This is a genomic window from Sphingomonas sp. Leaf357, assembly GCF_001423845.1.
Taxonomy (GTDB): domain Bacteria; phylum Pseudomonadota; class Alphaproteobacteria; order Sphingomonadales; family Sphingomonadaceae; genus Sphingomonas.
The window spans coordinates 1156367-1182928 of sequence record NZ_LMPM01000001.1; the positions used below are offsets into that span (position 1 = coordinate 1156367).

Sequence of the window (26562 nt, forward strand, 5' to 3'; positions counted from 1 at the left end):
AGTCGGGTCCAAGCCGACGTATCGGCGGGAGAGAATGATGGGCAATCGTATGCAATCCGAAACACGTCGCCTGTTGCTGGGGGCGGCGCTCGCCGCGTTGAGCGCGGGCAGCGTGCAGGCGCAGACCGTTCCGCCGACTCAGGCGCCAGCGTCCGCCGATCCCGTCACCGCCGAGGCCGATCCCGCCGCGACGGCGGCGGCCGCCGATCAGGCCGCGGCCGACGAGATCGTCGTCACCGGCAGCCGCATTCGCGGCGTCGCCCCGGTCGGGTCGAGCGTGATCGCGGTCGGCCGTGCCGACTTCAAGGCGACCTCGGCGGTCTCCACCGCCGATTTGTTCAAGGATGTGCCGCAGGCGATCAATATCGGCGTCAACGAAACCAATCGCGGCGCACAAGGCGGTGCGGGCAACATCACCTATGTCAATTCTGTCAATCTGCGCGGCATCGGGCCGAGCGCGACGCTGACCCTGCTCAACGGGCATCGCCTGCCCGGCAGCGGCACCGGCGGCAATCTTTCCGATACCTCGATCGTGCCGTTGCTCGCGCTGCAGCGGGTCGAGGTCGTGGCCGATGGCGCATCCGCGATCTACGGGTCGGATGCGGTCGCGGGCGTCGTCAACCTGATCCTGCGGCGCGATCTGGACGGAGTGGAGATGAACGCCCGCAACGGCGTGGCTGACAACTACACCACCCGGCAATACGGCATCGCGGTCGGCAAGAAATGGGCGACCGGCCAGTTGATGCTCACCTACGAACACAGCTACCATTCGGCGCTGAACGGCCTCGACCGCAGCTACATCCGGTCCGACCAGCGCGGCTTCGGCGGTCCGGATTTCCGCGTCGCCACTTGCAATCCCGGCACGATCACCGCCGGCGGCGTCACCTATGCGATTCCGGCGGGCGGCGTCACGCCGGGTACGGCCGGCGCGCTGGTGCCGGGCACGATCAACCGCTGCGACATCGGCGCGTTCACCGACGTGATTCCGAAGATCAGCAAGGACGGCGTCGTCGCCACCTTCTCGCAGGATATCACCTCCGGCATCCGGATCATCGGCGACGCCTTCTGGTACAAGCGCAGCTTCGTGCGCAACGTCGCCGCCACGGCCCAGTCGCTGACCGTGCCGAGCAGCAACGCCTTCTACGTTCGCCCGCCCGGCACAAACCCGGCGAGCGAGAGCGTGAACTACTTCTTCGGCCAGGAACTGGGCAATACGCTGGCCTTCGACGGCGGCTCCGAAACGTATCAGGGCACGATCGGCGTTCAGGTCGATCTGCCGCACGGCTGGAAGGCGGAGGTCAACGGATCGTTCGGCCACAACAAGGATTCGGCCTACAATTACGGCGTGAACGCCGCAGCGCTCACCTCGGCCTTGGCCAGCAGCAACCCCTTGACCGCGTTCAACCCGTATGGCGGCGGAAACTCCGCCGCTGTCTCCAGCGCGATCGGCAATTTCGTCTCGCTCGCCGCGATCGGCCGGACCAAGCAGACGCAGATCCAGGCGAAGCTGGACGGATCGCTGTTCGCCCTGCCCGGCGGCGACGTCCGGCTCGCGGTGGGCGCGGAATACAATCGGGTCCGCGTCGCCAACGGCAGTTTCACCGGGCCGATCGGATCGTTGACCGGGACGGTTTTCAACCTCGGCCGCTCGTTCAAATCGGCCTATGGCGAGGTGTTGATCCCGCTGTTCGGCAACGACAATGCGGTGGGCGGCATCCGCAAACTCGATATCGATATCGCCGGCCGCTACGACAGTTACAGCGATGTCGGCGACACGTGGAATCCGAAGATCGGCGTGAACTATTCGCCGGTCGACGGGCTGATGCTGCGCGGCAGTTACGGCACGTCGTTCCGCGCGCCGAACCTCGGGTCTCTGGTGTCGAGCAACCCGTCGCTCACGGTGCAGAATTTCCCCGATCCGCTGTCCGCCACCGGGTTCACGCAGGGCTATGCCTGGACCGAGGGCAATCTCGACCTTAAGCCGGAAACGGCGACAACCTGGTCGCTGGGGGCGGATCTCACACCGCGCGCGCTGCCGGGCTTCTCGCTGACGCTCAGCTATTTCAACGTAAAGTATGAGGGGCAGATCTCGTCGCTGCTCGGCGACCTGTCGGTGTTGCAGCGCTCGGCGCTGTTCAGCAGCTTCATCATTCGCAATCCGACCGCCGCGTTCGTCGAATCGCTGACGTCGCGATTGCCGATCCGCGGCGTCGCGCTCGCCAACCCCGCCGTGATCGTCGATGCGCGACCGGCCAATCTGGGCATCACCCAGACCGACGGTATCGATTTCTCGGCCCGGTACCGGTTCGATACGGAGCGGGCCGGCACGTTCCAGATCGGCGCGAACGGAATCTACTACACGACCTACAAGGTCGCGCAGACCGCCACCGCGCCGGTGCTGGAGCGGCTCGGCTTCATCAACTATCCGGTCAAATACCGCGTCCGCGGCAATCTCGGCTGGTCGAAGGACGGCTTTGCGGTCAACACGTTCGCCAATTACGTGCCGTCCTACCGCAACGACACGATCACGCCGGTGCAGAGGATCAAGAGCTGGACCACGATCGACCTGGACCTGTCCTACACGATCAAGAACACCAACTTCCCCGGCCTGGACACGGCCACGTTCAACGTGAATGCGACCAACCTGTTCGATCGCGATCCGCCTTATGACGCGCTCGCGCCCAGCGCGAACCAGAGCGGCGGGTTCGACGTGCAGAACGCAAACCCGCTCGGGCGGCTGATCACGGTGGGTGTCACGCTGAAGTTCTGAAGCTCCAGGCATTTCGGGAGACGCGCAATGAAGCGGCTGTATTTCGCGACGATCGTGCTGCTGGCCGTGCCGAGCATGGCGGAGGCCGGCCCGAAACGCTCGTCTCCCGGCGTGTACGAAGGCTATGGCACGGAACGGTATCAGGGCGTCGTGCGCACGACCGAGCTGGTGCCGGTGCGCGACGGCGTGCGGCTGGCGGTCAGCGTCTATCGGCCGGCGGTGAACGGCATGGCGGTGACCGATCCGCTGCCGGTCCTGTTCAGTTTCACGCCCTACCTCGCCCGGCGCATCGATGCGGCGGGCAAGGCGGTCGACACGCTGGCGACGCCCAATCCGCGTAACCGGCCGTTCGTGGAGATGGCGCGCTACGGCTATGTCGTCGCGGTCGCCGACGTCCGCGGCAAGGGATCCTCGTTCGGGGTCCGTTCGGGCTATGCCGACCAGCATGAGGGTGAGGACGGGCGCGATCTGGTCGAATGGCTCGCCGCGCAGCCCTGGGCCAATGCCAGGGTCGGCATGTTCGGATGCTCCTATGTCGGGGGCACGCAATGGGCCACCGCGCGCAACGTGCCTCCGCATCTGCGCGCGATCTTCCCGCAGGCGGCGCAGTTCGACAGCTATCGCAACGTCCGGCGCGGTGGCATTTCCGGCCAGTTCAACACCCGGCCGCAAAGCGTGGACGAGGACCTGCCGACCGCACCCGTCGATGCCGATCGCGACGGGACGTTTAAACAGGCGGCGCTCGCCCAGCATGCGGCGAACGGGCAGATGTCGGATCTGGTCGCCGAGCTCGCCTATCGAGACGATCGGACCAAAGCCGGGGATATCCAATACTGGCCGCTCTCCTCGCCCTATCCCAAGATCGCGGAGATGCGGGCGGCGGGCATCTCGGTCTATGCCTGGGGCAATTGGATGGACGAGCCCGCCGACCAGGCGATGATCGCCTATCGGAACATGGCCGGCGGGCGCGGTCTGACCAAGCTCATCATGGGGCCGGGCGGGCATTGCGACGTCGATACGATCGACAGTTTCGCCGAACATCTGCGCTACTTCGATCATGTGCTGAAGGGGGTCGACAACGGCATCGATCGCGAGCCGCCGATCTGGTTCAAGACGATCGGGCTGCCGGCGGACGGCGCATGGCGTTTCGCGCGCCGCCTGCCGCTGGCGGAGGATCCGCCGCGCCGGCTCTATCTCTCGCCGGGCGGTATGCTGGTCGCCGATCGGCCGCGCCGGGCGACGAAGGATCGCTACGCCGTGACCTACCGGGTCGGCTGCGCCCCGCCGGCGTGGAGCGTGCCCCGGCCGACCGCGACCGACCTCGCGGTGAAGCCGGTGCCCGGCGCCCTGCCGCAGCCGGGCCTGTGGGCCTGTGTCGATCCCGCCGCCGCGAAACCCTATGTCACCGCGCCGATGACGGCGGACATGTGGCTGTCGGGTTTTTCCGTCGTGCGCCTGGCGCTCGCCAGCTCGACCCCCGAGGCCTATCTCTTCGGATATCTCGAGGATGTCGCGCCGGACGGCACGTCGATCCTGGTCGCGCATGGCCGGCTGCTCGCGTCGCAGCGCAAGGAAGGTGCGCCGCCCTACGACAATTTCGGCTTGCCCTGGCACACCGGCCTGCGCGCCGATGCCCGGCCGATGGTGCCGGGCAAGACCGCCGATCTGGCGTTCGACCTGAGCCCGACCTCGCGCATCATCGCCGCCGGGCATCGCCTGCGTCTCTCCTTCACCGGCGCCGACCAGCGGCAGCGCAATCTGGCGGAGCTCAGGACCGATCCGGCACCCGTCTGGGATATCACGACTGGCGGAGCCTCGGCCTCGTCGGTCGAACTGACGTTGCTGCCGGTCGATCGTCTGCCGAAAAAGGATCCTGCGTCATGATGCCGAACACCAACCGTCGCCAGGCGCTGGCTCTCGGGGTCGCCGCCGGGGCCGGTGCCTTGCTGCCCGGCATCGCCCGCGCGGCGACGCGGGCGATGCCCAGGTTGCGCGCTTTGCCCGAGGCCGGAAAATACGGCGTGCTGGTTTGGGACGTCGGCGGCCTCGGCTATGTCGCCGAGGAATATGTGATGTCGGGGCAGGCCGACGTGCTGCAATCGGTATCGATGGCGGATGCGGTCGACATGTCGAAGCGCGACGGCGCGGCGGATTTCGCCAATCGCGATTTCACCCGCAAGGTGGTGAGCGCCAACCAGCCTTATGCGACCCGTGTCCTCGTCTATCGCCCGGCGGACTGGAAGGCGTTCAGCGGCAACGTGGTGATCGAGGTGCTGCACCCCGGCGGCGGCGGGCGGAGCATCGTCTGGGGCCATAGCCACGAAATGCTCGCCCGGCGCGGCGACGCCTATATCGGCGTGCAGCCACCGCTCACGCTGCCCGGCCTCCTGCAGGTCGCGCCGAAACGTTACGAAGGCGTAACGTCCGTTCATCCGACGCAATTGTGGGATGCGGTCATCGATGCCGCCACGCTGTCGCGCGCGCCCGGCGGGCTGCTGCCCGGCGGCCGCGTCCGCCGCCAGGTGCTCACCGGCTATTCCTATACCGGCGTCGTCTGCGCCAACTTTGCCAACTTCCACCACGACCGCGCCCGATCCGCAAACGGCCGCCCGTTGATCGACGGGTACCTGCCGATGGCCTGCGCCACCTTCGTGCAGCCGCTCGACGTGCCGGTGATGCGACTCAATACGCAGAGCGAGTTCAACGGTACCGGCGGCATCGCCGCCCGCACCCCGGATCGTGACGATATGGCCGGGCGCGCGCGGCATTACGAACTCGCCGGTGCCTCGCACGTGACGATCGAGCGTCCACTGACCCGTGCCAAGCCGCCGACGATCACCGTGCCCGAGGCGGCGGGCTTGCCCAAATTCTCGCCTGCGGCCTGCTATGCCGGGTTTCCGGCCGGATCGTCGCAAAACGATTATCCGGTGCATCTGGTGGTGGATGCGATGCTCGCTAACATGTTCGACTGGATCGAAAAGGGCGTGGCTCCGCCCCGTGCGCCGCTGATCGCCACCGATGCCGCCGGCGCGACATTGCTCGATCCCGACGGCAACGCGATCGGCGGCCTGCGGCTGCCGCCGGTTTCCGTGCCGGCCGCCGCCTACGGCGTCGGCACCGGGCAATGCCGCAATTTCGGCTATACCTCGCCCTTCACCGAACAACGCAAACGCGCCTTGCACGGCGATCATGCCGCCTATGTCGCCAAGGTCCGGAGCGCCGCCGAACGGCTGGTCGCCGAACGCTGGCTGTTGCCCGAGGCGGTCGCGGTATTGGCGGCATCCGCACAGGCGAGCAAAAGCTTCTGATGGCACGCATCGCCGTCGAACCCCTCGCCGATCTCGTGGACGATCCCCGCCCGCTGGAGGAGCCGCGATCCCTGCTTGGCAGGATCGTGTTCGTCACCGGTTCGGTCGCCTTGCTCGTGGCGATGTCGAGCGACGCGATCGCCGTTGCAGGACGGCACATCGGCATACCGCTCCTCGGATCGATCGAGGTGGTTCAGGCGGCGGCGAGCGTCACGGGGGCGTCGGCGATCGTCGGTGCGACCCTGGTCGGGGCGCATGCGTCGATCCATATCGTCACCGATCGGGTGGCACCGCCGATGCGTCGGCTGCTGTCGATCTCCGCCAACACGCTGGCGGCCCTCTTCTTCGCGATCCTGACCCTCGGCTGTGGCTGGGTGGCGTGGGATCTGCACGCCGGGCAGGAACAGTCGGAATTGCTCGCGCTCCCGATCCTGCCGCTCCGCATCTTCGCCACCGCGGCGTTCGGTGCGGCCGCCGCGATCTTCCTGGTGCGGCTCGCGGGTGCGATCCGGGGTCGCGCATGAGCCCCGAATCGATCGGCATCGTCGCGATCGTCGCGTTGCTGGCCCTGCTGGCGACCGGCATTCCAATCGCCGCCGCGCTCGGTCTGGTCGGCGTGCTGGGCCTGGCGGCGATCGCCTCGCCCGAGGCCGGCGTGATCAAGGCCGGCGTCGTCGCCTGGGAAACGATCTCGCGCTACGAACTGGGCGTCCTGCCGCTGTTCCTGCTGATGGCGCATCTGTGTTTCGCGGCCGGGGCCAGCCGCGACTTCTTCGACGCCGCCGCCCGGCTGTTCGGGCATCGGCGCGGCGGGCTGGCGATCGCGTCGATCGCGGGCTGCGGTGGTTTCGGCGCGATCAGCGGATCCAGTCTGGCGACGGCGGCGACGGTGGGGCTGGTGGCGTTGCCCGAGATGCGCAAACGCAATTACGCCCCGTCGCTGTCGACCGGAGCGATCGCGGCCGGAGGAACGCTTGGCGCGCTCGTCCCGCCCAGCGGCATGCTCATCGTCTATGGCATCATCGCCGAGCAGCCGATCAGCAAATTGTTCACCGGCGCGCTGATCCCGGTCGCAACCCAGGCTTTGTTCTACATCGCCACGATCGTCATCCTGTGCCGGCTCGATCCGGCGCTGGGGCCGGTGACGCCCAAGGCGAGCTGGGGCGAGCGTTGGGCGGCGATCCGCCGCGTCGCCGATGTGTCCCTGCTGATCGTGATCGTCATCGGCGGGCTTTCGGTCGGCTGGTTCACGCCGACCGAAGCGGCCTCGGTCGGATCGGTCTTGGCGCTATTGCTCTGCCTGAAACGCGGGCGGCTGAGCCGGGCGAACCTGACCCACGCGTTGCGCGAAACGCTCAGGACGTCCGGACTGATCTACGCGATCATCATCGGCGCGGTCATCTTCAGCGTGTTCCTCGGCGCGACCGGCATCGCGCGGCATCTGACCGACCTCGTCATCGCGACGAACCTCGGCGCGACCGGGGCGGCGATCCTCATCGTGATCGTATTGCTGCTGCTGGGGTCGCTGCTGGACGGCATGGCCTTGATGTTGCTGACCGTCCCGATCTTCCTGCCGATGATGGCGGGGCTGGGCCTCAGCCCGATCTGGTTCGGGATTTTCGTCGTCCGCACGATCGAGCTCGGTCTTGTCCATCCGCCGCTCGGCATGAGCGTCTACATCATCCAGGGGATCGCCAAGGATGTGCCGCTCGGCACGATCTTCCGCGGCGTGATGCCGTTTCTGCTGTCCGATTTCCTGCACATCGCGCTGCTGATCGCGGTGCCGGCGACGGTCATGTGGCTTCCCGGGATGCTCGCCCGATGACGATGGTTCGCGCGGTCCGCGCTGCGTTGGCGATGGTCGGAATGCTCGTGCTGGCGAGTTGCGGCGCGCAAACGGAGCCCGGCCATTATGTCTTGCGCTATGCGTCACCCTATACGCCGGGGCATCCGCTCAGCCGTGCGGACCAGACGTGGATGCGTTGGATCGAACGGGCCAGCGGCGGACGCATCGAGGTGCGGCCGTCCTGGGCCGGCGGCCTCATCTCGTCCGAGCACAATATGGTCGAACTGCGCCACGGCGTGGCCGATGTCGCGACGATCACCCCGATATATGCCAAAGGCGGCACCCACGCCATTCGCGGTCAGGCCGGCTTCTATGGCGGTGAGCGATCGATCGATCAGCAGGTCGCCGTCTATCGTTGCCTCGCGGCGGAGTTCCCGGTCCTGAACCAGGAGGTCGCGGGATTGCACGTGCTCGCCGTGCAGGGCGGGAACGTTCTCGGCATCGTCACGCGGGGAAGGCCGGTGCGTCGGCTGGAGGATCTGCGCGGAATGCGGTTGCGTGCGCCAGGTGAATTGGTGCCGTTGCTGCGCGAACTCGGTGCCGATCCGCTCGATATGCCGATGTCCGACGTCTATCCCGCGATGGCCAAGGGGGTGATCGATGGCGTGGTCGCGCCGGCCGATACGCTCAAGAGCCTGCATTTCGGCGAGGTGGCACGCTATTTCAATCAGGTGCGAATCGCGCGGGGCGGGTATCCCGCGCGAGCGATCGGCTTCGTCGCCTTGCGTCGTCTGCCCCCGGATCTGCAGGCGATCGTGCGGCGTAGCCAAACCGTTTGGGAAGCGGCGATCGCCAGGGAACTGGGAGCGGCGGAGACGAGCGGGGCCGCCTACGGACGTAGCGAAGGAATGCAGTTCGTTCCGTTCGATCCCGCATCGCAAGCCCGCTTCGATCGGCTTTACAACGCTCAGGCCGCCCGGGCTGCACAGCATCTGCGGGCCTTCGGCATCGACGGCGGTCCGATCTTCGGTCGCGCTCAGGCCGTTCTGGCGGCGATCAACGCCGGCCGGCCCCCGGACTGTGCTGTCGCAACGTCCAAATGATGCCGGGGATTGAAGATCGCGGCGGAAGCGGGAAAGAGGATCGCGCATTCATTACGGAAAACGCATGACGATCGAACCTCCAGCCGCCGTCAAAGAGGGTGCGGCCGACGATCCGGTGGAGATGGGCCGGTTGAACGGCTTTATCGGCTTTCGCTTACGGCGGATCCAGAATCATCTTTCGCGCAGTTTTTCGGAGCGCACTCAGGAATATGGTCTGCGCAGTGGAGCGTTGAGCGCCCTGGCGATCATCGAGGCCAATCCCGGAATATCGCAGGCGGTCGTCGCACGCGAGATCGGCATGGATGCGTCGGCGGCGGTCGCCTTGCTGGACGAACTCGGCCAGAACGGTTGGACCAAGCGCGTCCGCGTCGCCAACGACCGGCGACGTTATGCCATCCATCTCACGGACCAGGGCAAAATCATGCTCGATCGCGTTTTCGAGATCCTCGCGGAAACCGAGGATGCCGCTCTTCGATCGCTGACCTCGAGCGAACTCCTGATGCTGAACCGTGCGCTCGACGGTATCTACCAGAGCTGCTTTCGCGGCTAGCCCGTCGACGACCGATCGCTGAGCGATAGTTCTCGACTTGTCGCGCACGTTTGGTGATCGGCAGTCCGAGAGCGGTGGAGCCGCCAAGGGGGCACGATGACGAACACGACGAGCGCGCCGGGCATCGGCATGGGGCTAACCGCCATATTCGCCGTCGCATGTGGCCTGATGGTGGCGAATCTCTATTACGCTCAGGCGCTGATCGGCGAAATCGCGCCGGCGCTGGGCCTCCATGGCGGGGCCGCTGGATTGATCGTCACGTTGACCCAGCTGGGTTATGGCGCGGGCCTGTTCTTCGTGGTCTCGCTGGCGGACCGGGTCGAGAACAAGCGGTTGATCCTGCTGCTCACGGTGGGCGCATGCCTTGGACTGTTCGGCACCTGGATGGCGGCCGACGCAATACAATTTCTGTTCTTCTCCTTCATGACGGGCTTCTGCTCGGTCGGCGCGCAGGTCATGGTACCGCTCGCTGCCCATCTGGCGCCCGAGCACAGCCGCGGCCGGGTGGTCGGCAACATCATGGGCGGGCTGATCACCGGGATCATGCTGGCCCGCCCCCTGGCGAACGGGCTCGCCGCCGTGGCGGGCTGGCGTGCGATCTTCGGGCTGTCGGCAATTAGCATGGCCGCGCTAGCGTTGCTGATTGCCCGCACCATTCCGGAACGACGCCCCGAGCCAGAATTGCGATACGGGCAGCTTTTGCGGTCCAGCCTTTCCCTGCTGGTGAACACGCCGGCAATCCGGCGACGCGCTGCCTATCAGGCGACGATGTTCGCGACGTTCAACCTGTTCTGGACGGCAGTGCCCTTGCTGCTCGCGAGGCAGTTCGGCCTCGGACAGGGTGGCATCGCGTTGTTCGCGCTCGCCGGCGCGGGCGGTGCCCTCGCTGCCCCGATCGCCGGACGGCTCGGGGATCGCGGGCACGTTCGGGCGGGAACGGCGGCGGCGCTCGCCTCGGCGATCGTCGCCTTCCTGATCGCGGGTTGGGCCGCTGCGGCGCAGGCGCTGATCATGCTCGCGGCGGCCGCTGTCCTGATCGATGGCGCGACGCAGCTGAATCAGGTGCTTGGCCAGCGCGTACTCTTCTCGATCAATCCGAAGGCGCGCGGACGCATCAACTCGGTCTACATGACCGCGATGTTCCTCGCGGGAGCCCTTGGCTCCACGCTTGCCACCCTAAGCCTGGACTGGGGAGGTTGGACGGCGACGACGTCGGCGGGCGCGCTATTGGCCACGGCGGCCTTCCTGCTCTTTCTGACCGAGCCCGATATCTGGAATCGAGATCATCCGGGATCGTCCGATACCGGTCCGTCCGGGTGACCATTCAATAGCATGCGCAATCGGTCGGCATCCGCCGGCGATGCCGGCTTGTAGATGATCATGCCGGGCTCCGGCCGCCTTCGACGGCGAACGACGAAAACGCCATCGCGAGCGATCCGGCGACCGGGTGACGGATGCGCTTCACCCGTTCGCCGTGCGCGACGACGTCATTGTCCTGCCAGAGCGTCTCGAAATGCGCGATGATGCGCTTATGCGCCGATCAGTTCCCGAATGCGCGAGGCCAGGACGTCCATTCCGAAAGGCTTGGTCAGCACATGCATGCCCCGCTCGAGCTGCCCGTTTCCCACCACCGCGTTTTCCGCATAGCCAGTGATGAACAATATCTTCAGATCAGGCCGGCCGACCCGCGCGGCATCGGCGAGCTGCCGCCCGTTCATCCCCTTGGGCAGGCCGACGTCGGTGATGAGGAGATCGATCCGGGTCGTCGATTCGAGGATGGCGAGACCGGCCGGGCCGTCCTTGGCCTCGATCGCGTGATAGCCGAGATCGGCGAGCGTGTCCGCGACGAGGACCCGGATCGCCGGTTCGTCATCGACCACGAGTACGGTTTCGCCGCTCCCAGCGCCGAGCTGATCGCGGGGATATTCGGCTTCCGCCTCGTCGTCGGCTTCGGCATTCGATCGTGGGAGGTACAAGCACATGGTCGTGCCTTGTCCGATCTCCGAATAGATGCGCACCTGACCCCCGGACTGACGCACGAAGCCATAGATCATCGAAAGGCCCAACCCGGTTCCCTCGCCCATCGGCTTGGTCGTGTAGAAGGGATCGAACGCTCGCTCGATCGTCTCGGCCGACATGCCGGTCCCGGTATCGGTGACGCACAGCGAGACGTATTGGCCGGGCTGCAGATCGCGTTCCTTGGCCGCACGCCGGTCGAGCCACTTGTTCGCCGTCTCGATCGTGATCCGCCCACCGTCCGGCATCGCGTCGCGCGCGTTGATGCACAGATTGAGCAGGGCGTTCTCCAATTGGTTCGGGTCGATCAACGTCGTCCACAGCCCCCCCGCGCCGACCACTTCCAGTTCGATCCCCGGTCCGACCGACCGGCGCAGCAGATCGTCCAGACTGACGATCAGCCGGTTGATATCGGTCGGGCGCGGATCGAGGGTCTGGCGTCGCGAAAACGCGAGCAGGCGATGCGTCAGCGCCGCCGCGCGCTTGGCCCCTTGTTGCGCCATGTCGATGTAGCGATCTATCGCATCCGGACGCCCTTGACGCACGCGCGTCTGGATCAATTCCAGGCTGCCTGAAATCGCGGTCAGCAGGTTGTTGAAATCATGCGCCAAGCCGCCGGTCAGCTGCCCTACGGCCTCCATCTTCTGGGCCTGGCGCAACTGGTCCTGTGCCTGTTCCAACTCCGCCTGAGCTTCGCGTTCGGCGGTGATATGTCGACCGCTGGCATACACTCTGTCGCCAGCGACCGTCGCGACCCAGGATATCCACCGATAGGATCCGTCCTTGTGCCGCACGCGGTTCTCATATTGCCGCAACGGGCCGAGCAGTGCGCGCCCCAGCGCGTCCGCACTGGCGGCACGATCGTCGGGATGACTGAAATCGACGTGCTGCTGTCCGACCACCTCGTTCGGCACCCAACCCAGAATGGTAGTCCATGCCGGATTGACTGCAAGGAATTCGCCGTCCGACGACACGATCGCGAGCAGGTCCTGTGAATTCTGCCACGTCCGGTCCCGTTCGCGGGTCCGTTCCTCGACCTGCCGTTCGAGCGTCTCGGCCAGCGCGGCCAGCGACAGTTCGGCGGTACGCCGCTCGATCGCCGCCTGGGTGCGGTCGGCCACGTCGCGGATAAACGCGAAATCGTCTTCGGACCAGGCGCGCGGTGCCGCGTGACTCAGATACAGCAATGCGACGAACGCGCCATTCTCGACGATCGGCATGTTGAGCAGCGAGCGTGCCGAAATTTTCTCGAGCGCCGCCGCGGTGCCGGCGGTGCGGGGGTCGAGCCGCGCATCCGCGATCGCCGCGGTTCGGCCCGCCTTCAGATCCTCGATATACGATCCGTAATCGCGAAAATGCAGCGTGCCCGCCAGGCTTTCGATGCCAGGCATGTTCCAGTCGCGCTCGATCGTGATCGTTTCCTTGACCGTGTCGACCTTGCCATAGCCGGCGCGGCTCACCGCGAGCGTCGTTCCCAAAATCTCCGCCGCGTCGAACGACATCTGCGCGGCGTCGCCCGCCTCGCGAAGCCGGTCGCTCAGGGTCAGCAGGGCCTGTTGTCGTGCCTCGACGATGCGCCGATCGGTGATTTCATGCGACACGCCGATCAACCGGATCGCCCGTCCATCGGCGTTGCGCTCGACCCGCCCATTGGTCTGCACCCAATGGAGCGAGCCGTCCGGCCAGATACAGCGATATTCCGCGCTATAGTCGATGCCGGTCTCGATCGAGGCCACCGCAGCCTGTCGGACGGCCGCGCGATCGTCGGGATGGATATCGGCGAACAGATCCTCGTAGCTGAACGGGTCGTCCTTGGTTCGACCGAAATGCGCCTTGCTATCCGCTTCGGCGGTCAACGACAGCGTCGTGAGATCGATCACCCATGCGCCGAGCCCGCCTGCGGCGAGCGCGAGCTTCAACTGCTCCTGGCCGCGGTGAATGTCCTCGAGCCGCTTGCGCGCCTCATATTGTCGCAGCCGCGCCCGCCGCGCCGACCGGGCCAGCGACAGCAGAGTGGTGGGATGGAACGGCCGTTCCAGAAAGGTCACGTTGCCCAAGGTCTCGAGAAGCCGCACCGCGCCCGGATTGCGTTCGAGTCCGCCGCCCCGCTCGGTCAGAACGATGAAGGGCAGATCCGACCATTCCGCCTGATCGGCGATGAAGCCCGCCAACTCCTTGAGATCGGCCCCCCGCAACGCTTCTTCGGTGATGATCGCGAAGCCGGCACCGTTTCGCAGCATCGCCACGAAGTTGGCCAGCCCGGCGGCGATGCTTGCCTCCAGTCCGCCCTCCGCAAGCATCGCCATCGCGATGGACGCATCGCGGCCTCGTGGAGCGAGAATGACGGCGCCTTCGGCAAAAGTACGGTTCAACGGCAGGCCCTAATCCACATCCAACAGCCGCTCACCGTCTCCGACCAATGTCGGTACGCCCCGCAAAACCCCCTGGAAGGCAGTCAGTGGCTCACCCAGCGTGATGCCATCGCTGCCGATCACAAATTCGCGGATCGTGTCTTCATGGTAACCGGTCCGCTTTTTAACGACCGAGATGGCACGTCGGACCCGTCCCAATGCCTCGAAATATCGAAGCAGGATCACCGTGTCGGCCAGGTAGGTGACATCCACCGGTGACTTCATGTCACCGACCAGCCCGTGCTGCGCCACCGTCAGGAAGGTCATCGCGCCTCGCCGGTTCAGATATTGCAGGAGTTCGTGCATGTGCAGGATCAGCGCCTGCTCCTCGGGCATCGCCGCCTGATACCCGTTCAAGCTGTCGATCACCACGGTTTGCGCCCCACGCTTCTCGACGCAGTTGCGCACCCGTTCGGAAAACTCGCCGGGGGTCAGTTCGGCGGCGTCGATCTGCTCGATCAGCAGCCGACCGCTGTCCACCATCGCCTGCAGATCGATGTCCAGCCCCTTCGCCCGATCGAACAGGAGCCCGAGTTCCTCGTCGAAGATGAACATGGCGGCGCTCTCGCCCCGGGCGATCGCCGACTTCACGAAGCTGAGCACCAGCAGGGATTTTCCGGTACCCGCCGGACCCAGAACGAGCGTGCTCGCACCGCGTTCGAACCCGCCGCCGATCAACCCGTTCAAAGCGCGATTGTCGACGGCGATGGTGGTCCGGTCGAAAGGCGTGCGGTGTTCCGCCGACACCAGACGGGGAAAGGCGCGAACCCCGCCGGTATCGATCACGAAATCATGATATCCGCCGCGATATTTGCGCCCCCGATACTTCAGTACGCGCATGCGTCGCCGTTCCGCGCCGTAATTGGGTGACAATTCCTCAAGTCGAATGACCGCGTGCGCGACGCTGTGGACCGTCTTGTCCATGACGTCCGCGGTGAGATCGTCCAGCATTAGCACGGTCGCGTCGTGCCGCGAGAAATAATGTTTGAGCGCGAGAATCTGCCGCCGATAGCGGAGCGAACTCTGCGCCAGAAGGCGGATTTCGGACAGGCTGTCGAGTACGATCCGCGACGGCCTGATCCGTTCGAACACCTCGAAGATCCGTTTCGTCGTCTCGCCGAGTTCCAGATCGGACGAATAGAGCAAGCTTTGCTGCTGATCCTCGTCGAGCAACGTTTCGGGCGGGACCAATTCGAACACCTCGAACGACGGCGCGAAATCCCACCCGTGCGACGCCGCCCCGGCGCGCAATTCCTCATCCGTCTCCGACAACGTGATGTAGAGTACGCGCTCGCCAGCCGCCGCGCCGGCCATCAGAAATTGCGTGGCGATCGTCGTCTTGCCGGTACCGGGGCTTCCCTCCAGCAGGAAGAGCCGACCGCGCGCCAAACCGCCGGCTAGGATCTCGTCGAGCCCGGCCACGCCGGTCGCACAGTTCTTCACGCTTTCGCTCCTACTGTCGCGTTCTGCTACAAGCTAGCGTCGCGAAGGAAATTGATCGAGAGTAATGCTCGGTTGCGAGCGCAATCCGATCGCAGAGTTGTCCTTCGACTTTACATCAAGATCTAGATGGGGGCGGGCTGGAGATCGGACGTGTTTACCGATCGGTCACTGGCGGAGTCGTTACGCGAATATGTACCGACCAGCAGCCCGCTCCCCAAGACGATCCCGGAAATCGCTTTGATGAACGCGCTTCTGCCAGGATTGGTGAGCACGGGATGCTGGGACAGCGCGAACAGCTGAAAAACGTAATCGTGCTCGCCGTGACCCGTCGGCGGATCGGGCGGAAGCCACCCTTCGCGTAGATAGCTGTTTCGCCCGACATCTCCATGTGGACCACCGGCACCGTCGGGCACGATCGCACCTTCGGCGAGGCTGCGCTCGTCGGGCGACATCCCCCACAGGATGGCGTGGACCAACGGGCTGGGCGTGGGGGCATCGGGATCCTCGACGATCAGGGCGATGCTGGCGGTACCTTGCGGCACCTCCGACCAGTTCAAGGCAGGCGATACGCCCTCGCCGTCGGCGGTGAAACGGGTCGGCAGCCTGCCGCCCGGCGCGAACGACGGGCTCGAGAGATCGATCGTCTCGACGCCGAGCCCTAACCCCCGATCGGCGATGACGAGTTTCTCATGGCCAGCGCGTTGGTTGCGAAGCAGATTGCCGAGCCAGCCAGGAACATGTTCGAGCATATCGATCTCCTTCGCACGATGTCGGGGGACGTGCGGTCCTGTAGGATAAGCCTTAAGCCCGGCGTCGGTTCCGCGTCGCGGATCGCCCGGCTGCGGGGGAATTGCTGCACATCTTGCTCGGCGGCATGGTCACTGGCGGTGTCTCGTGTCGTCCCAAGCTCAGCAGACCGCCGTCATTGCCCCATCACATGCAGGACGATCTCGCGCCGATGGGGCCGTCTGCGATGTTCGAACAGATAAATGCCCTGCCACGTGCCGAGCACCATCGTCGCGTCGACGATGGGAATCGACAGCTGCACCTGCGTCAGGGCGGTACGAAGGTGGGCCGGCATGTCGTCGGGGCCTTCGTCGTCATGCGCGTAATCCGCGCCTTCCGGCGCGATGTGCGCGAAATAGTCTTCGATATCACTGCGGACCTCCCGCGCCGCATTCTCCTGAATAAGCAGCGATGCCGAGGTGTGGCGGCAGAATATCGTCAGCAGCCCGGTCTCGATCGACTGCGCCGCGACCCACGCCGCGATGTCGCGGGTGATGTCGCTCAGACCCTGCCGGCGGGTGCCGATCGTCAATTTGGTATAAGCCTGTCGCATGGCTGCTCCGATGATTTGAGGGGCGGACGTTACCGAACATCTCGAAGTCCGGCCGGAACGCCCGGTTTCCGCAAGGTGAACGGCTATCCTCTGCGCGAAGATCCCCGGGGGGCTGTGTCGACACCGACTATGGGATCCGTTCGATCGACATTTCTCCGGCGCGCGGCACATTGCCCGTCGGTGGGCGTTCGGCGGGAAAGCGGAGGATATAGTGTGCGCAACATCGATTTCAGTTCGTGGCAAAGCCTGCTTGCCACGCTCTTCGGCCTGACGCTCGTCACCCTGCTCGGCGTCGGCATCCGGCTGCTGACACAGATGACGTTCCAGCAGCGCCGGGAACGTCTGAACCGGCAGATCAACGAGCGCCTGCGAACCCTGATCGCGGCCTACAAAACGCTCGGCGGATCCTTCACCGGTGACCTCACCGTCGACCCGGCACACAAGCGCGACCTGCGGTCGCGCGGGTCGACCGTCGGTGCGACCGAGCCGATGGCGGCGCTGGACCTTTCCGCCGAGGGCGCGTCCCGATCGGATCGCAATCGTCGCATCCGCGACGCCGTCGAGGCGGCATTGTCGGACATCATCCTGCTGGGCACCGAGGAGCATGTGCGGCTCGCGGACCGGGCGGTGAAGGAGCTGGTCGCCGGCCATCCGGTACACACCTACGAGCTGGTCGTTTCGTTGCGGGCGTTCGTCCGCGAAGCGCTCGACCTCGATCCGATACCGGCGGATCTGACGCTGTCGATCCAGGGGCCTACCCGGCCCGGTGCGTCCGGCGGGGGCGGCAGGGGCGCAGGCGGCAAGGAGGATGCTGGGAAGGGCAGTGGAGGCGGTGGCGCGAACGGTGGAGGAGGTGGTGGCGGTTTGGGCGGCGGATCGGGCGGCGGGGCGACCATCTACGAGGATTCGCCTCACGAACCGACCCGCCACGCCTGATCGATCGACCATGCGCCGCCAGCGCGCTCGTCGTGTGCTTTGAATTGGGATGGAGGGGCTGTTCGAACAACTGCACTTGTTCTGGAAACCAAGACAAACCTCTTCGATGTAGTCGGATCCGGATTTCGTGTCGGTCCTCCAGATGATCCGCCTACCGACGACACTGTACGCCCAGCTTCTTCTCTGAATATCGAAGGGAGCGGCGCTTTTGTTTAGGCTGGATGCCCCGTTGTTGCCGAAACGCGAGTCGATCGATAAATCGACGGTGAATAAAGCTGCAATCGCGACGGTGTCGTCGAAAATAGGGCCGATGTGAATATGGGCGATGCGAACGACGAAGCCGAACGCGCGAAAATCCTGAGCCGGTATAAAATTATGGATACGGCACCGGAGGAGGTTTTCGACCAGATCGTTCGGGATGCCGCGTTTCTCACCGGGGCACCGATCTCGACCATCTCGATGATCGATGACACGCGGCAATGGTTCAAGGCCAAGGTCGGCCTCGATCACGATGGCGACCCAATCGATCAGTCGATTTGCGCGATAGCGGTGCGCCAGGGCAATGCTTTCATCGTGGAGGATGCCAGCCTCGACGAGCGGTTTCGCGATCTGCGAGCCGTCAATCGCGGCGATATCCGCTTTTATGCCGGCATCCCGCTGAAGGTTCGCGATGGCACGCGGATCGGGACGCTGTGCGTGATCGATAGCAAGGCCAGGACCGGTCTGCAGCCCGACGAGCATGTCAGTCTCGAGGCGCTCGCTCGGCGCGCAGTGGCCGCGCTCGAAATTCGTCGCGACTTGCAGGAAGCGCAGCACGGGCGGCCGCTCAGCGACGGCGTGTGGATCGAGCATGCGAGGTCCTTACTGGACCAGGCGGCAGCCGCGCTATCACAGGTCGGTGCGACGGCCGCGCTGGCGCAACTTGAAACGGTCATAGACGTTGTCGGCGAGATTTCAGATGAATGTTCCACACGAGATCGGCATGGATCATGATGACTGAGTACGAGCCTGCCGCGCACCAGGCCAAGGACGACCAGCGTCTCGTCCTCGGCCGGAAGATGCTTTCGGCGCAGGAGGCTATAGCAAGCAAATTCGGTTCGCATTTTGCCGCGAACATCGCTCTCGAGCTGATGCTCGAGCTTTTTCTGGCGGCCGCGGGCGATGAAGGCATCACCGCCAACGAGGCGATCAGACGTCGCGGACGATCGGCCAACGTCACCTGGCGTTGGATCGTCGCGCTGCAGGATGATGGCCTAGTCCAGCTTGCCGATGGCGGACGTTCCGGAGTGTTGGCCTTAACGAGCCGGGGGGTCGACAGGATCGGCGCGACGATCGATGCCTTCGGCGATTCCGTTGGGCTCTCCGCTACTGGCGGACCAAGCTGATCGTCTTGGCGAGGTCGTTTCTGATCGTGGTCGCCGCGACGCCCGCCTCGCCCATCGCATGGCTGATCTGGTCGAGACCTTTCGACACATCCCCGGCGGCGTAGAGGCCCGCGATGCTGGTGCGCTGATGATCGTCGACGACGAGGCATCCCTCGTCCGTGGCCTTCGCGCCCAGCGCCACGGCGAGATCCGAACGAATGACCGACCCCAAAGCAGGGTAGATCGTGTCGAACCTAATCAAGCCGTCAGCGGTGGGCGCGACGATAGCGTCGCCATCGATGCCGAGGTCGTCACAGGGGCCGTCGACCGCGTCGATGCCGAGGTCGGCCAACGTCCGACGCTGTTCCGGCGATAGATCGTGGATCGAGTCCGGCGCGATCAACGTGACGCGCTTGGAATACATCCGCAGAAAAACGGCCTCATTGAAGCCGTGGGTACGGGTGCCGATTACACCGATCTGACGGTCGATGACTTCGTAGCCGTCACAGATCGGGCAGTATCGCAGCAGGCCGCGCTCGACGGCACGATCATGATCCTCGTCGTCCATGCGCGGACGATTGTTCACCACGCCCGTGGCGAGCAGGACGGTTCGGGCACTCAGCGTGTCGCCCTTTAGCGCGACCGCGAAGTGCCCGGCGTCGTCGCGTGCGATCCGATCGATCCGGGACGCGACGACATGCACGCCGAATTCGGCGGCCTGATCGCGCATGCGATCAAGCAGCTCGATACCCGCTATCCCCCCCGGATATCCGGCATGGTTGCGCGTGCGAGGGATCGTGGCGCACCGGCTCTTGCCGTCGTCCACGACGCGGATCGAAAGGTTGAAACGCGCCAGGTAGATCGCGGCCGTGAGGCCCGCCGGCCCGGCACCGACGATCAGACAATCGGTGATGTTGGTCATGTTCATCTCGCTATCGTCGGACATCGAGCCGGGTTTTGGGAATCTCGGCGGGCCACTCGCCCTGCTCGAGTATCGCTAGTTCTTGGAGATCGGACGCAGTCAGATCGCAGCGTGCGCCGGCGGGCGAGAAATGAACCGCACTAGGATCGAGTGCGTGTAGTCGCTCCCCGAGGCCTGCCATGCCGCCTTCGGACACGACGAGATACGCCAGGTCGCGATTATCGCATCGCATCATGCCATCGACGATGGTGCCCAGGCGGCCGCCGCCCCGCCCGGTGAGCGGTGCGCCGACGATCGATCCCATGCCGAACAAGGTGGCGACATCGGTGCTTTCGGCGCTGTGGGCGGTTGCCGCTTCACGTCCGTCCTCATGGCGCGCTTCGCGACCGAGCCAGCGCCAGATACCGATGGCGTTGACGATCGTGAGGAAGCCGTTGGTCCATAAAAGATTGGTCTGCCCTGTGCCGATCGCCACCGTCGACCAGGCGACCGAGCCGATCATGAAGACGATGAAGCCCCAGCCCGTGATGCGCGTGCCGAGATTGGCCGCGGTCATGATCGCGGCGATCATCGTCGCGACCGGAGCGATCCAACCGGCAAGATCCGAGATGCTGATGACGAGTCCACTTTCCGAGGATTGTACCGGCGGAAATGCCACCGTTCATTTCGCCAACGCGCCGTCTCGCCCAAGCGTTGCCGGGATTGATCGAGGTCAGTGCGAATTGCGGCGCAACATTGCGGAGGCGTGGGCGACGGCGCGGTTCAGGTCGTGGATGCAGTGATGGCTGAGCGGGTGGGGCGTCGGGCACTCGTGCGGATAACAAGTTCGCCGTTTATGATCCGATGCACCGGCGCGGCGGGGGCGTCGTTCGCGCGCAATCCCCGGATAATGTCGATCGTCGCCCGTACCATCAGGTCGGCACGCTGCGCGAAGGTGGTGAGCGAGTAGCATGGCCGGCTGGCCGCCTGGATATCGTCGAAGCCGACGATCGAGAGTTCGCGCCCCACCTCGAGCCCGAATTCGAATTGCGCGATGTCGATCGCCGCGGTGGCCATGTGATCGTTGGCGCAGAAGATCGCGTCCGGACGATCGGGCGACAGCAACAAACGGCGCGTGGCGGCGGCCGCGCCCTCATAGGTAAAGTCGCCGGTCGCACGCAGCGGGGCGGCGAAACCGTGTTCCGACAGATAGGCGTTGAAGCCGCTTTCGCGGGCGCGGCTGGTCGATGAATCCTCTAGCCCCGCGATGAAGGCGAAGCGCCGGTGGCCGCCCGCGATCAGAAACGCTGCGAGCGCCCGGGCACCGAAGACGTTGTCGCCGGTGACGCTGGAGATCCTCTCGTCGCCGTTCGTGCGATTATAGAGGATGACCGGCACGCGTGCCGCCTGGCATTGCGAAGCGAAGCCGGACGAGAACGTCGCCGACACCAGCACCAGCGCATCGAGGCGGTAGCGCAATACATCCTGGACCGGCGTGTCGGCGGTCTCATCGTCGCGGGTCGTGAACAGCATCGACCTTAGGCCGGCCTTGGCCAGCTCCAGCGACATCGCTTCCAGCGTCTCGGAAAAGAACGGATTGCGCAGATTTTCGATACCAATGCCGACGAGATTGGACCGTCCGCTGGTCAGCGAGCGCGCGATCAGATTGGGCTGATAGCCGAGTTGTTCGGCGATCCGGAAGATACGATCGCGGGTCGCCTCGCTGATGCTCGATCCCGGCGTGAACGCGCGGGAGACCGTTGCCTGCGAGACCCCTGCCGCATGCGCGACGTCGACCGCGGTCGCCAACGCAATCCTGCTACCGATCGCACGCTCCATCCTCACCGCATCGTCCATCGCCATCATGAAAGCAATCGTGGAAGCGTATCCGTCGATATTTATGGCAGAAATTTACTAACAAATTCGATATTACGAGGCTTTAATTGACGAAAACGTGAATACGCTTGCACGGCCGGTTGTGGGCATGTAGGTGCAAAGCCCAGGACGCTGATCCGCGCGGTATCGGCGTGCAGCGATCATGAGACGTGCAGCTGGGAGACATTCTGTGAAACTCGCCACCCTGGATGACGGTACCCGCGATGGCCGCCTTTTCCTCGTCTCCCGCGATCACGCGCGCGCAGCGTCAGCCGATGGCATCGCGGCGACTCTGCAGGAGGCGCTCGAGCGGTGGAGCGTGGTCGAGGCACCGCTTCGCGCCCGTGCCGTAGCGCTCGAAAGCGGTGACCTGAACGATGCGATCGATTTCGTGGCGGGCGATGCGCTCGCCCCGCTGCCACGCGCATGGCAGTGGCTCGACGGCTCCGCCTATGACAGCCACGGCGCGCTGCTGCGGTCGGTGTCGGGGCGCGCGGCTCCTCCTCCGGGGCCGCTGATGTATCAGGGCGTGTCGCACACCTTCTATGCGAGCACCGCCGATTTTCCGGCGCCGAGCGAAAGCCACAACATCGATTTCGAGGGTGAATTCGGGATCATCGTCGATGACGTGCCGATGGGAACGACGGCCGAGGAGGCCGCGTCGCACATCAAGCTGATCGTGCTGATCAACGATTGGTCGTTGCGGGGTTTCGCAGGACGCGAGTCGGCGATCGGCTTCGGCTGGGTGCAGGCCAAGCCGCCGTGCAGCGTCGCTCCGGTCGCGATCACGCCCGACGAACTGGGCGTGCACTGGCGCGACGGGCGGGTCGACCTGCCGCTGCTGGTCGACTGGAACGGCGAGCGCTTCGGCGCGGCGCAGGGCTATCATATGAGCTGGTCGTTCCCGGAGCACGTGGCGCACGCCGCGCTGACCCGGTCGCTGTGCGCCGGCACGATCATCGGCGGCGGTACGGTTTCGAACGAGAATTACCGCGAGGTCGGATCGTCGTGCATCGCCGAGCGGCGCGGAATCGAGGCGCTCGACGAGGGCAAGCCGCGGACCGAATTCATGAAATTCGGTGATCGCGTGCGGATGGAAGCGACGCTGCCCGACGGCGCGCCGCTGTTCGGCGTGATCGACCAGAAGGTCGTGCCGGCATGATCTTCGAAATCGCCGAGATCGACGTGATCGCGGGGCACGAAACCGCATTCGAAGCGGGCGTCGCCGAGGCCGCGCCGCATTTCAAGGCGGCGCGCGGTTGCCGCAGCTTCGCGCTCACCCGCGGGATCGAGCATCCGCAGCGCTATCGCCTGACGGTCGGCTGGGACAGCGTCGAGGATCATATGGTGCATTTCCGCGACAGCACAGGATTTCAGGCGTGGCGCCGCCTTGTCGGCCCGCATTTCGCCGCCCCACCGCGCGTCGACCATGTCGAACGCGTGATCATTAGCTTCTGAAGACCAAAGGAACGACACATGGCAATCTGGCTCAAACAGGGGTCGACGGCGGCGGCGCGTGCCGATCTGGACCGCAAGGTGCGCGACGTGGTGGAAAGCACGCTCGCCGATATCGAGACGCGGGGCGATGCTGCCGTGCGCGATCTCTCGATCAAGTTCGACACATGGGACCGCGACGATTATCGGCTGAGCGATCGCGAAATCCAGGACTGCATGGACCAGCTAACCGGGCAGGATCTGAAAGACATCGAGTTCGCGCAGACGCAGGTCCGCAACTTCGCGCAGATCCAGCGCAACAGCATGAAGGACGTCGAGGTCGAGACGCTGCCCGGCGTCGTGCTCGGCCACAAGCACATCCCGGTCAATGCAGCGGGCTGCTACGTCCCCGGTGGCAAATACCCGCTGCTCGCCTCGGCGCATATGTCGGTCATCACCGCCAAGGTCGCGGGCGTCCCGCGCGTCATCACCTGCGCGCCGCCGTTCGAGGGCAAGCCCGCCCCCGCCATCGTCGCCGCGCAACACATGGCCGGCGCCGACGCAATCTATGCGTTGGGTGGCATCCAGGCGATCGGCGCGATGGCGCTGGGCACCGAGAGCATCGAACGCGTCGATATGCTGGTCGGCCCGGGCAACGCCTTCGTCGCGGAGGCCAAGCGGCAATTGTTCGGCCGCGTCGGCATCGACCTGTTCGCCGGCCCGACCGAGACGATGGTGATCGCCGACGACAGCGTCGATGGCGAGATCTGCGCGACCGACCTGCTCGGCCAGGCCGAACACGGCCCCGACAGCCCGGCGATCCTGATCACCAATTCGGAGAAGCTGGCACGCGACACGATGCGCGAGATCGAGCGGCTACTGACGATCCTGCCGACCGCGTCGATCGCCGCCAAGGCGTGGGAGACGTATGGCGAGATCATCGTTTGCGAGGACGAGGCCGAGATGGCCCGCATCGCAGACGATTACGCCAACGAGCATGTGCAGGTGATGACGCGTGATCCGGAGTATTTCCTGAACACGATGACCAATTACGGTGCCCTGTTCCTCGGCCCGCGCACCAACGTGGCGTTCGGCGACAAGGTGATTGGGACCAACCATACTCTGCCGACGAAGAAGGCGGCGCGCTATACCGGCGGCTTGTGGGTGGGCAAGTTCATCAAGACCTGCACCTACCAGAACGTCACGACCGATGCGGCGTCCGCGCTGATCGGCGAATATTGCAGCCGGCTGTGCGCTTTGGAAGGTTTTGCCGGCCACGGCGAACAGGCCAACATCCGCGTGCGCCGCTATGGCGGCCGGAACGTGCCCTATGCCGGCGCAGTCGCGCCGTCGGGGGCTACGGCGCTGCGGCACGAGCCGGCCACAAACCACATTTGACGTCGGTAAACGCCGACGTCCTACGCCGTAATGGTCACATTTGCTTGGGGGCAAACATGGTCCGCGACGACACTGGACGAGTTTGTGTCTTGCTCGAACTCACGCTGGCCAACATGGCCGTACTTTGGGATGGTGCGGCGCGGGTCGCGGGCGCGGTTCACGCAATGACAGATGACGAAGTCATGGAAATGCTCGGCCCGCGCGACGATCCCGACGCCACGGCCTGTGCTGCCATGTTGTTCGACACGGTGGTGAAGCAGAGCGGCGCGATCGATACGCCCACGATCAAGGTCACGAGGTTCGACGAGGAAGCGACCTGGTCTGCCGACACGGTACCGGCGTCTGGCCGTCGACGTGGGGCGACTGGTGGCTGAGCGACTTCCGCGCACGCCGAGCTTCCGGCTCGACGGCCGCCGCGCCATGGTGACGGGGGCCGGGCGGGGCATCGGGCTCGCCGCGGCCGCCGCGCTCGCCGAAGCGGGTGCGGCGGTGACGTTGATCGCGCGCACCGGCGACGAGATCGCGGCGGGCGCGGACGCGATCCGCACGGCGGGCGGAACGGCCGAATCCGTAACGCTCGACGTATCCGACCTCGAGGCTGTCGCCGGGTTCTTCGCCGCGCGGCCGGCATTCCACGTCCTCGTCAACAATGCCGGGACCAATCGGCCTAAGGCGATGGTCGAGGTGAGCGAAGCCGATTACGATGCGGTGCTCGATCTCAACCTGAAGAGCGCCTTTTTCGTCGCGCAGCATTGCGTGAAGCGGATGCTGTCCGATCGGATCGCCGGCAGCCTGATCCATATGGGATCGCAGATGGGCCATGTCGGCGGGCCGAATCGATCGCTGTATTGCGCGTCGAAATGGGCGCTCGAGGGCATGAGCAAGGCATTCGCGCTCGATCTGGCCGCGCACGATATCCGTAGCAACACGATCGCGCCGACCTTCATCGAGACGCCGCTGACCCGCCCGTTCTTCGAAGACCCCGTCTTCAAGGCAAGCGTGCTGGCGAAAATCAAGCTCGGCAGGCTCGGCCAAGTCGAGGATCTGATGGGTGCGATCCTGTTTCTCGCCGCGGACGCGTCGGCGCTGATGACCGGCACAAGCCTGGTCGTCGATGGCGGCTGGACGGCGGACTGACGCCGCCGGTCAGTCCGCTGCGGACTTCATCATGCCATGCATCAAAAGTTTGACCAGAAACGCCTGATAGCCATCGGCCAATTTATCCATGTCGGTATTCTTCGGCAGCAGCCCCTGGATCAGCGGTCCGGCGGATGACAGGAAGTCGCTCGCCCCGAGCACGGCGACGAACAGATAGAAGGGATCGGCCTCGACCAGTTGCTTGCCCCCGTCGGCTTTCAGCAACGTGCGATAGAAGTCGATCAGCTCGAGATTCATGTGACGGACGCGATCCCTGGTTTCGTCCGGTTCGGCCTGCGCCAGCTCGTCGATCATCAGGCGATTCATGTACGGAGCGCGGCGAACGAGCTTGACGGTTTGCGCGATATGAGCCGCCAGCGCGGTGGCGGGGTCTCCTTTCGGCGGCTCGCGGTGGTCGTGAACGGTCACGCGGTCCACCACGGCCAGGAGCAAGGCATCGCGGCTGCCGAAGTGATAATAGACCAGTGAGGGCGTGACGTTCGCTTCCCGCGCAACGCGTGGAATGGTCACCCGTGCCGGTGGTATCGTGCGCAGAAGTTTTTCCGTGGCAGCGAGCAGGCCTTCGCGGCCGACATCGTTCTTGCCCGGCACGGGCCGCCCTTTGCCACGCTTCGGGGCCGCTTTCGAGACTGGATCAGGTTGCGTCATTGCGGCGGTATCCTGTTTCCTGGCTCGGCTGGCAACCACGGGTTGCGCGCCGCGCGGCGGGTCGGCGTGATTCGGCTTTCGACGCTCGCGCAGCCCGCCTGCTTGGCCAGTCACGGCAAAAG

25 protein-coding genes are annotated in these 26562 nt (G+C 65.2%); 16 read left to right on the forward strand and 9 right to left on the reverse strand.

Going from position 1 to position 26562, the window contains the following annotated elements:
- The first annotated feature begins 49 nt into the window (after nucleotides 1–49).
- The 8 genes from ASG11_RS05445 (at nucleotide 50) to ASG11_RS05480 (ending at nucleotide 10837) form a co-directional block, all read left to right on the forward strand.
- Nucleotides 50–2770: a TonB-dependent receptor domain-containing protein gene (locus ASG11_RS05445; RefSeq protein WP_236697393.1), complete on the forward strand. Its 2721-nt coding sequence runs from the start codon at nucleotides 50–52 to the stop codon at nucleotides 2768–2770.
- Nucleotides 2771–2797: 27 nt separating this feature from the next.
- The gene (locus ASG11_RS05450; protein ID WP_055776175.1) at nucleotides 2798–4654 is read left to right on the forward strand and encodes a CocE/NonD family hydrolase; all 1857 of its coding nucleotides are present in this window, start codon (nucleotides 2798–2800) and stop codon (nucleotides 4652–4654) included.
- The gene (locus ASG11_RS18990) at nucleotides 4651–6078 is read left to right on the forward strand and encodes an alpha/beta hydrolase domain-containing protein (RefSeq protein WP_055776178.1); all 1428 of its coding nucleotides are present in this window, start codon (nucleotides 4651–4653) and stop codon (nucleotides 6076–6078) included. The genes ASG11_RS05450 and ASG11_RS18990 overlap by 4 nt, the downstream gene beginning before the upstream one ends.
- Complete coding sequence (locus ASG11_RS05460) at nucleotides 6078–6602, forward strand: TRAP transporter small permease subunit (protein ID WP_055776181.1); 525 nt, start codon at nucleotides 6078–6080, stop codon at nucleotides 6600–6602. The genes ASG11_RS18990 and ASG11_RS05460 overlap by 1 nt, the downstream gene beginning before the upstream one ends.
- Nucleotides 6599–7903, forward strand: coding sequence for a TRAP transporter large permease (locus ASG11_RS05465; RefSeq protein ID WP_082472611.1), 1305 nt, complete (start codon nucleotides 6599–6601; stop codon nucleotides 7901–7903). Before ASG11_RS05460 ends, ASG11_RS05465 begins: the two co-directional genes overlap by 4 nt.
- A complete protein-coding gene (locus ASG11_RS05470) occupies nucleotides 7900–8967 on the forward strand; it encodes an ABC transporter substrate-binding protein (RefSeq protein ID WP_201781282.1) in 1068 nt (355 codons plus the stop codon). The genes ASG11_RS05465 and ASG11_RS05470 overlap by 4 nt, the downstream gene beginning before the upstream one ends.
- Before the next feature lie 64 nt (nucleotides 8968–9031).
- Nucleotides 9032–9517 carry a MarR family winged helix-turn-helix transcriptional regulator gene (locus ASG11_RS05475; RefSeq protein ID WP_055776184.1) on the forward strand — a complete coding sequence of 162 codons (486 nt, stop codon included), beginning with the start codon at nucleotides 9032–9034 and terminating at the stop codon, nucleotides 9515–9517.
- 96 nt (nucleotides 9518–9613) lie between these two features.
- Nucleotides 9614–10837, forward strand: coding sequence for an MFS transporter (locus ASG11_RS05480; protein ID WP_055776186.1), 1224 nt, complete (start codon nucleotides 9614–9616; stop codon nucleotides 10835–10837).
- A 58-nt stretch (nucleotides 10838–10895) separates the two neighbouring features.
- Here ASG11_RS05480 and ASG11_RS19465 read toward each other — a convergent pair whose 3' ends face one another.
- From ASG11_RS19465 to ASG11_RS05500, 5 genes are all read right to left on the reverse strand, one after another.
- Entirely contained in the window at nucleotides 10896–10982 is an 87-nt protein-coding gene (locus ASG11_RS19465) for a hypothetical protein (protein ID WP_443024473.1), read from the reverse strand.
- 64 nt (nucleotides 10983–11046) lie between these two features.
- Nucleotides 11047–13905 (reverse strand): PAS domain-containing protein, encoded by a 2859-nt coding sequence (locus ASG11_RS05485; RefSeq protein WP_055776189.1) that lies wholly within the window; start codon nucleotides 13903–13905, stop codon nucleotides 11047–11049.
- 9 nt (nucleotides 13906–13914) lie between these two features.
- Nucleotides 13915–15366 carry an ATPase domain-containing protein gene (locus ASG11_RS05490; RefSeq protein ID WP_055780345.1) on the reverse strand — a complete coding sequence of 484 codons (1452 nt, stop codon included), beginning with the start codon at nucleotides 15364–15366 and terminating at the stop codon, nucleotides 13915–13917.
- Nucleotides 15367–15509: 143 nt separating this feature from the next.
- The gene (locus ASG11_RS05495; protein WP_055776192.1) at nucleotides 15510–16136 is read right to left on the reverse strand and encodes a YbhB/YbcL family Raf kinase inhibitor-like protein; all 627 of its coding nucleotides are present in this window, start codon (nucleotides 16134–16136) and stop codon (nucleotides 15510–15512) included.
- Between the two features lie 173 nt (nucleotides 16137–16309).
- The gene (locus tag ASG11_RS05500) at nucleotides 16310–16726 is read right to left on the reverse strand and encodes a secondary thiamine-phosphate synthase enzyme YjbQ (protein ID WP_055776195.1); all 417 of its coding nucleotides are present in this window, start codon (nucleotides 16724–16726) and stop codon (nucleotides 16310–16312) included.
- A 213-nt stretch (nucleotides 16727–16939) separates the two neighbouring features.
- Between ASG11_RS05500 and ASG11_RS05505 the strand changes: the two genes are divergently transcribed.
- The 3 genes from ASG11_RS05505 to ASG11_RS05515 all read left to right on the forward strand — a co-directional run bounded on the left by ASG11_RS05505 (nucleotide 16940) and on the right by ASG11_RS05515 (nucleotide 19047).
- Complete coding sequence (locus ASG11_RS05505; protein WP_055776198.1) at nucleotides 16940–17662, forward strand: hypothetical protein; 723 nt, start codon at nucleotides 16940–16942, stop codon at nucleotides 17660–17662.
- Nucleotides 17663–17980: 318 nt separating this feature from the next.
- The gene (locus ASG11_RS05510; RefSeq protein ID WP_055776201.1) at nucleotides 17981–18655 is read left to right on the forward strand and encodes a GAF domain-containing protein; all 675 of its coding nucleotides are present in this window, start codon (nucleotides 17981–17983) and stop codon (nucleotides 18653–18655) included.
- Entirely contained in the window at nucleotides 18652–19047 is a 396-nt protein-coding gene (locus ASG11_RS05515; protein WP_055776204.1) for a hypothetical protein, read from the forward strand. The genes ASG11_RS05510 and ASG11_RS05515 overlap by 4 nt, the downstream gene beginning before the upstream one ends.
- Here ASG11_RS05515 and ASG11_RS05520 read toward each other — a convergent pair.
- The 3 genes from ASG11_RS05520 to ASG11_RS05530 all read right to left on the reverse strand — a co-directional run bounded on the left by ASG11_RS05520 (nucleotide 19028) and on the right by ASG11_RS05530 (nucleotide 21793).
- Nucleotides 19028–19948: an NAD(P)/FAD-dependent oxidoreductase gene (locus tag ASG11_RS05520; protein ID WP_055780348.1), complete on the reverse strand. Its 921-nt coding sequence runs from the start codon at nucleotides 19946–19948 to the stop codon at nucleotides 19028–19030. The genes ASG11_RS05515 and ASG11_RS05520 overlap by 20 nt on opposite strands.
- A 10-nt stretch (nucleotides 19949–19958) precedes the next feature.
- The gene (locus ASG11_RS05525) at nucleotides 19959–20519 is read right to left on the reverse strand and encodes a PRC-barrel domain containing protein (protein WP_236697395.1); all 561 of its coding nucleotides are present in this window, start codon (nucleotides 20517–20519) and stop codon (nucleotides 19959–19961) included.
- Between the two features lie 191 nt (nucleotides 20520–20710).
- Nucleotides 20711–21793 (reverse strand): LacI family DNA-binding transcriptional regulator, encoded by a 1083-nt coding sequence (locus tag ASG11_RS05530; protein ID WP_201781283.1) that lies wholly within the window; start codon nucleotides 21791–21793, stop codon nucleotides 20711–20713.
- 199 nt (nucleotides 21794–21992) lie between these two features.
- Here ASG11_RS05530 and ASG11_RS05535 point away from each other — a divergent pair, with 199 nt between their 5' ends.
- Genes ASG11_RS05535 through ASG11_RS05555 form a run of 5 tightly spaced genes read left to right on the forward strand, consistent with a single transcriptional unit; the run spans nucleotide 21993 to nucleotide 25771 of the window.
- Complete coding sequence (locus ASG11_RS05535) at nucleotides 21993–22964, forward strand: fumarylacetoacetate hydrolase family protein (RefSeq protein WP_055776206.1); 972 nt, start codon at nucleotides 21993–21995, stop codon at nucleotides 22962–22964.
- Nucleotides 22961–23260, forward strand: a complete 300-nt coding sequence (locus ASG11_RS05540; protein ID WP_055776209.1) for a putative quinol monooxygenase — start codon at nucleotides 22961–22963, stop codon at nucleotides 23258–23260. The genes ASG11_RS05535 and ASG11_RS05540 overlap by 4 nt, the downstream gene beginning before the upstream one ends.
- Nucleotides 23261–23278: 18 nt before the next feature.
- Nucleotides 23279–24634 carry a histidinol dehydrogenase gene (gene hisD, locus ASG11_RS05545; RefSeq protein WP_055776211.1) on the forward strand — a complete coding sequence of 452 codons (1356 nt, stop codon included), beginning with the start codon at nucleotides 23279–23281 and terminating at the stop codon, nucleotides 24632–24634.
- A gap of 56 nt (nucleotides 24635–24690) precedes the next feature.
- Nucleotides 24691–25008: a hypothetical protein gene (locus ASG11_RS05550; protein WP_055776214.1), complete on the forward strand. Its 318-nt coding sequence runs from the start codon at nucleotides 24691–24693 to the stop codon at nucleotides 25006–25008.
- A 46-nt stretch (nucleotides 25009–25054) separates the two neighbouring features.
- The gene (locus tag ASG11_RS05555) at nucleotides 25055–25771 is read left to right on the forward strand and encodes an SDR family NAD(P)-dependent oxidoreductase (protein WP_055776216.1); all 717 of its coding nucleotides are present in this window, start codon (nucleotides 25055–25057) and stop codon (nucleotides 25769–25771) included.
- 9 nt (nucleotides 25772–25780) lie between these two features.
- Here the strand turns inward: ASG11_RS05555 and ASG11_RS05560 are convergent, their stop codons facing one another.
- Complete coding sequence (locus ASG11_RS05560) at nucleotides 25781–26554, reverse strand: TetR/AcrR family transcriptional regulator (protein WP_156363673.1); 774 nt, start codon at nucleotides 26552–26554, stop codon at nucleotides 25781–25783.
- Nucleotides 26555–26562: the final 8 nt, after the last annotated feature.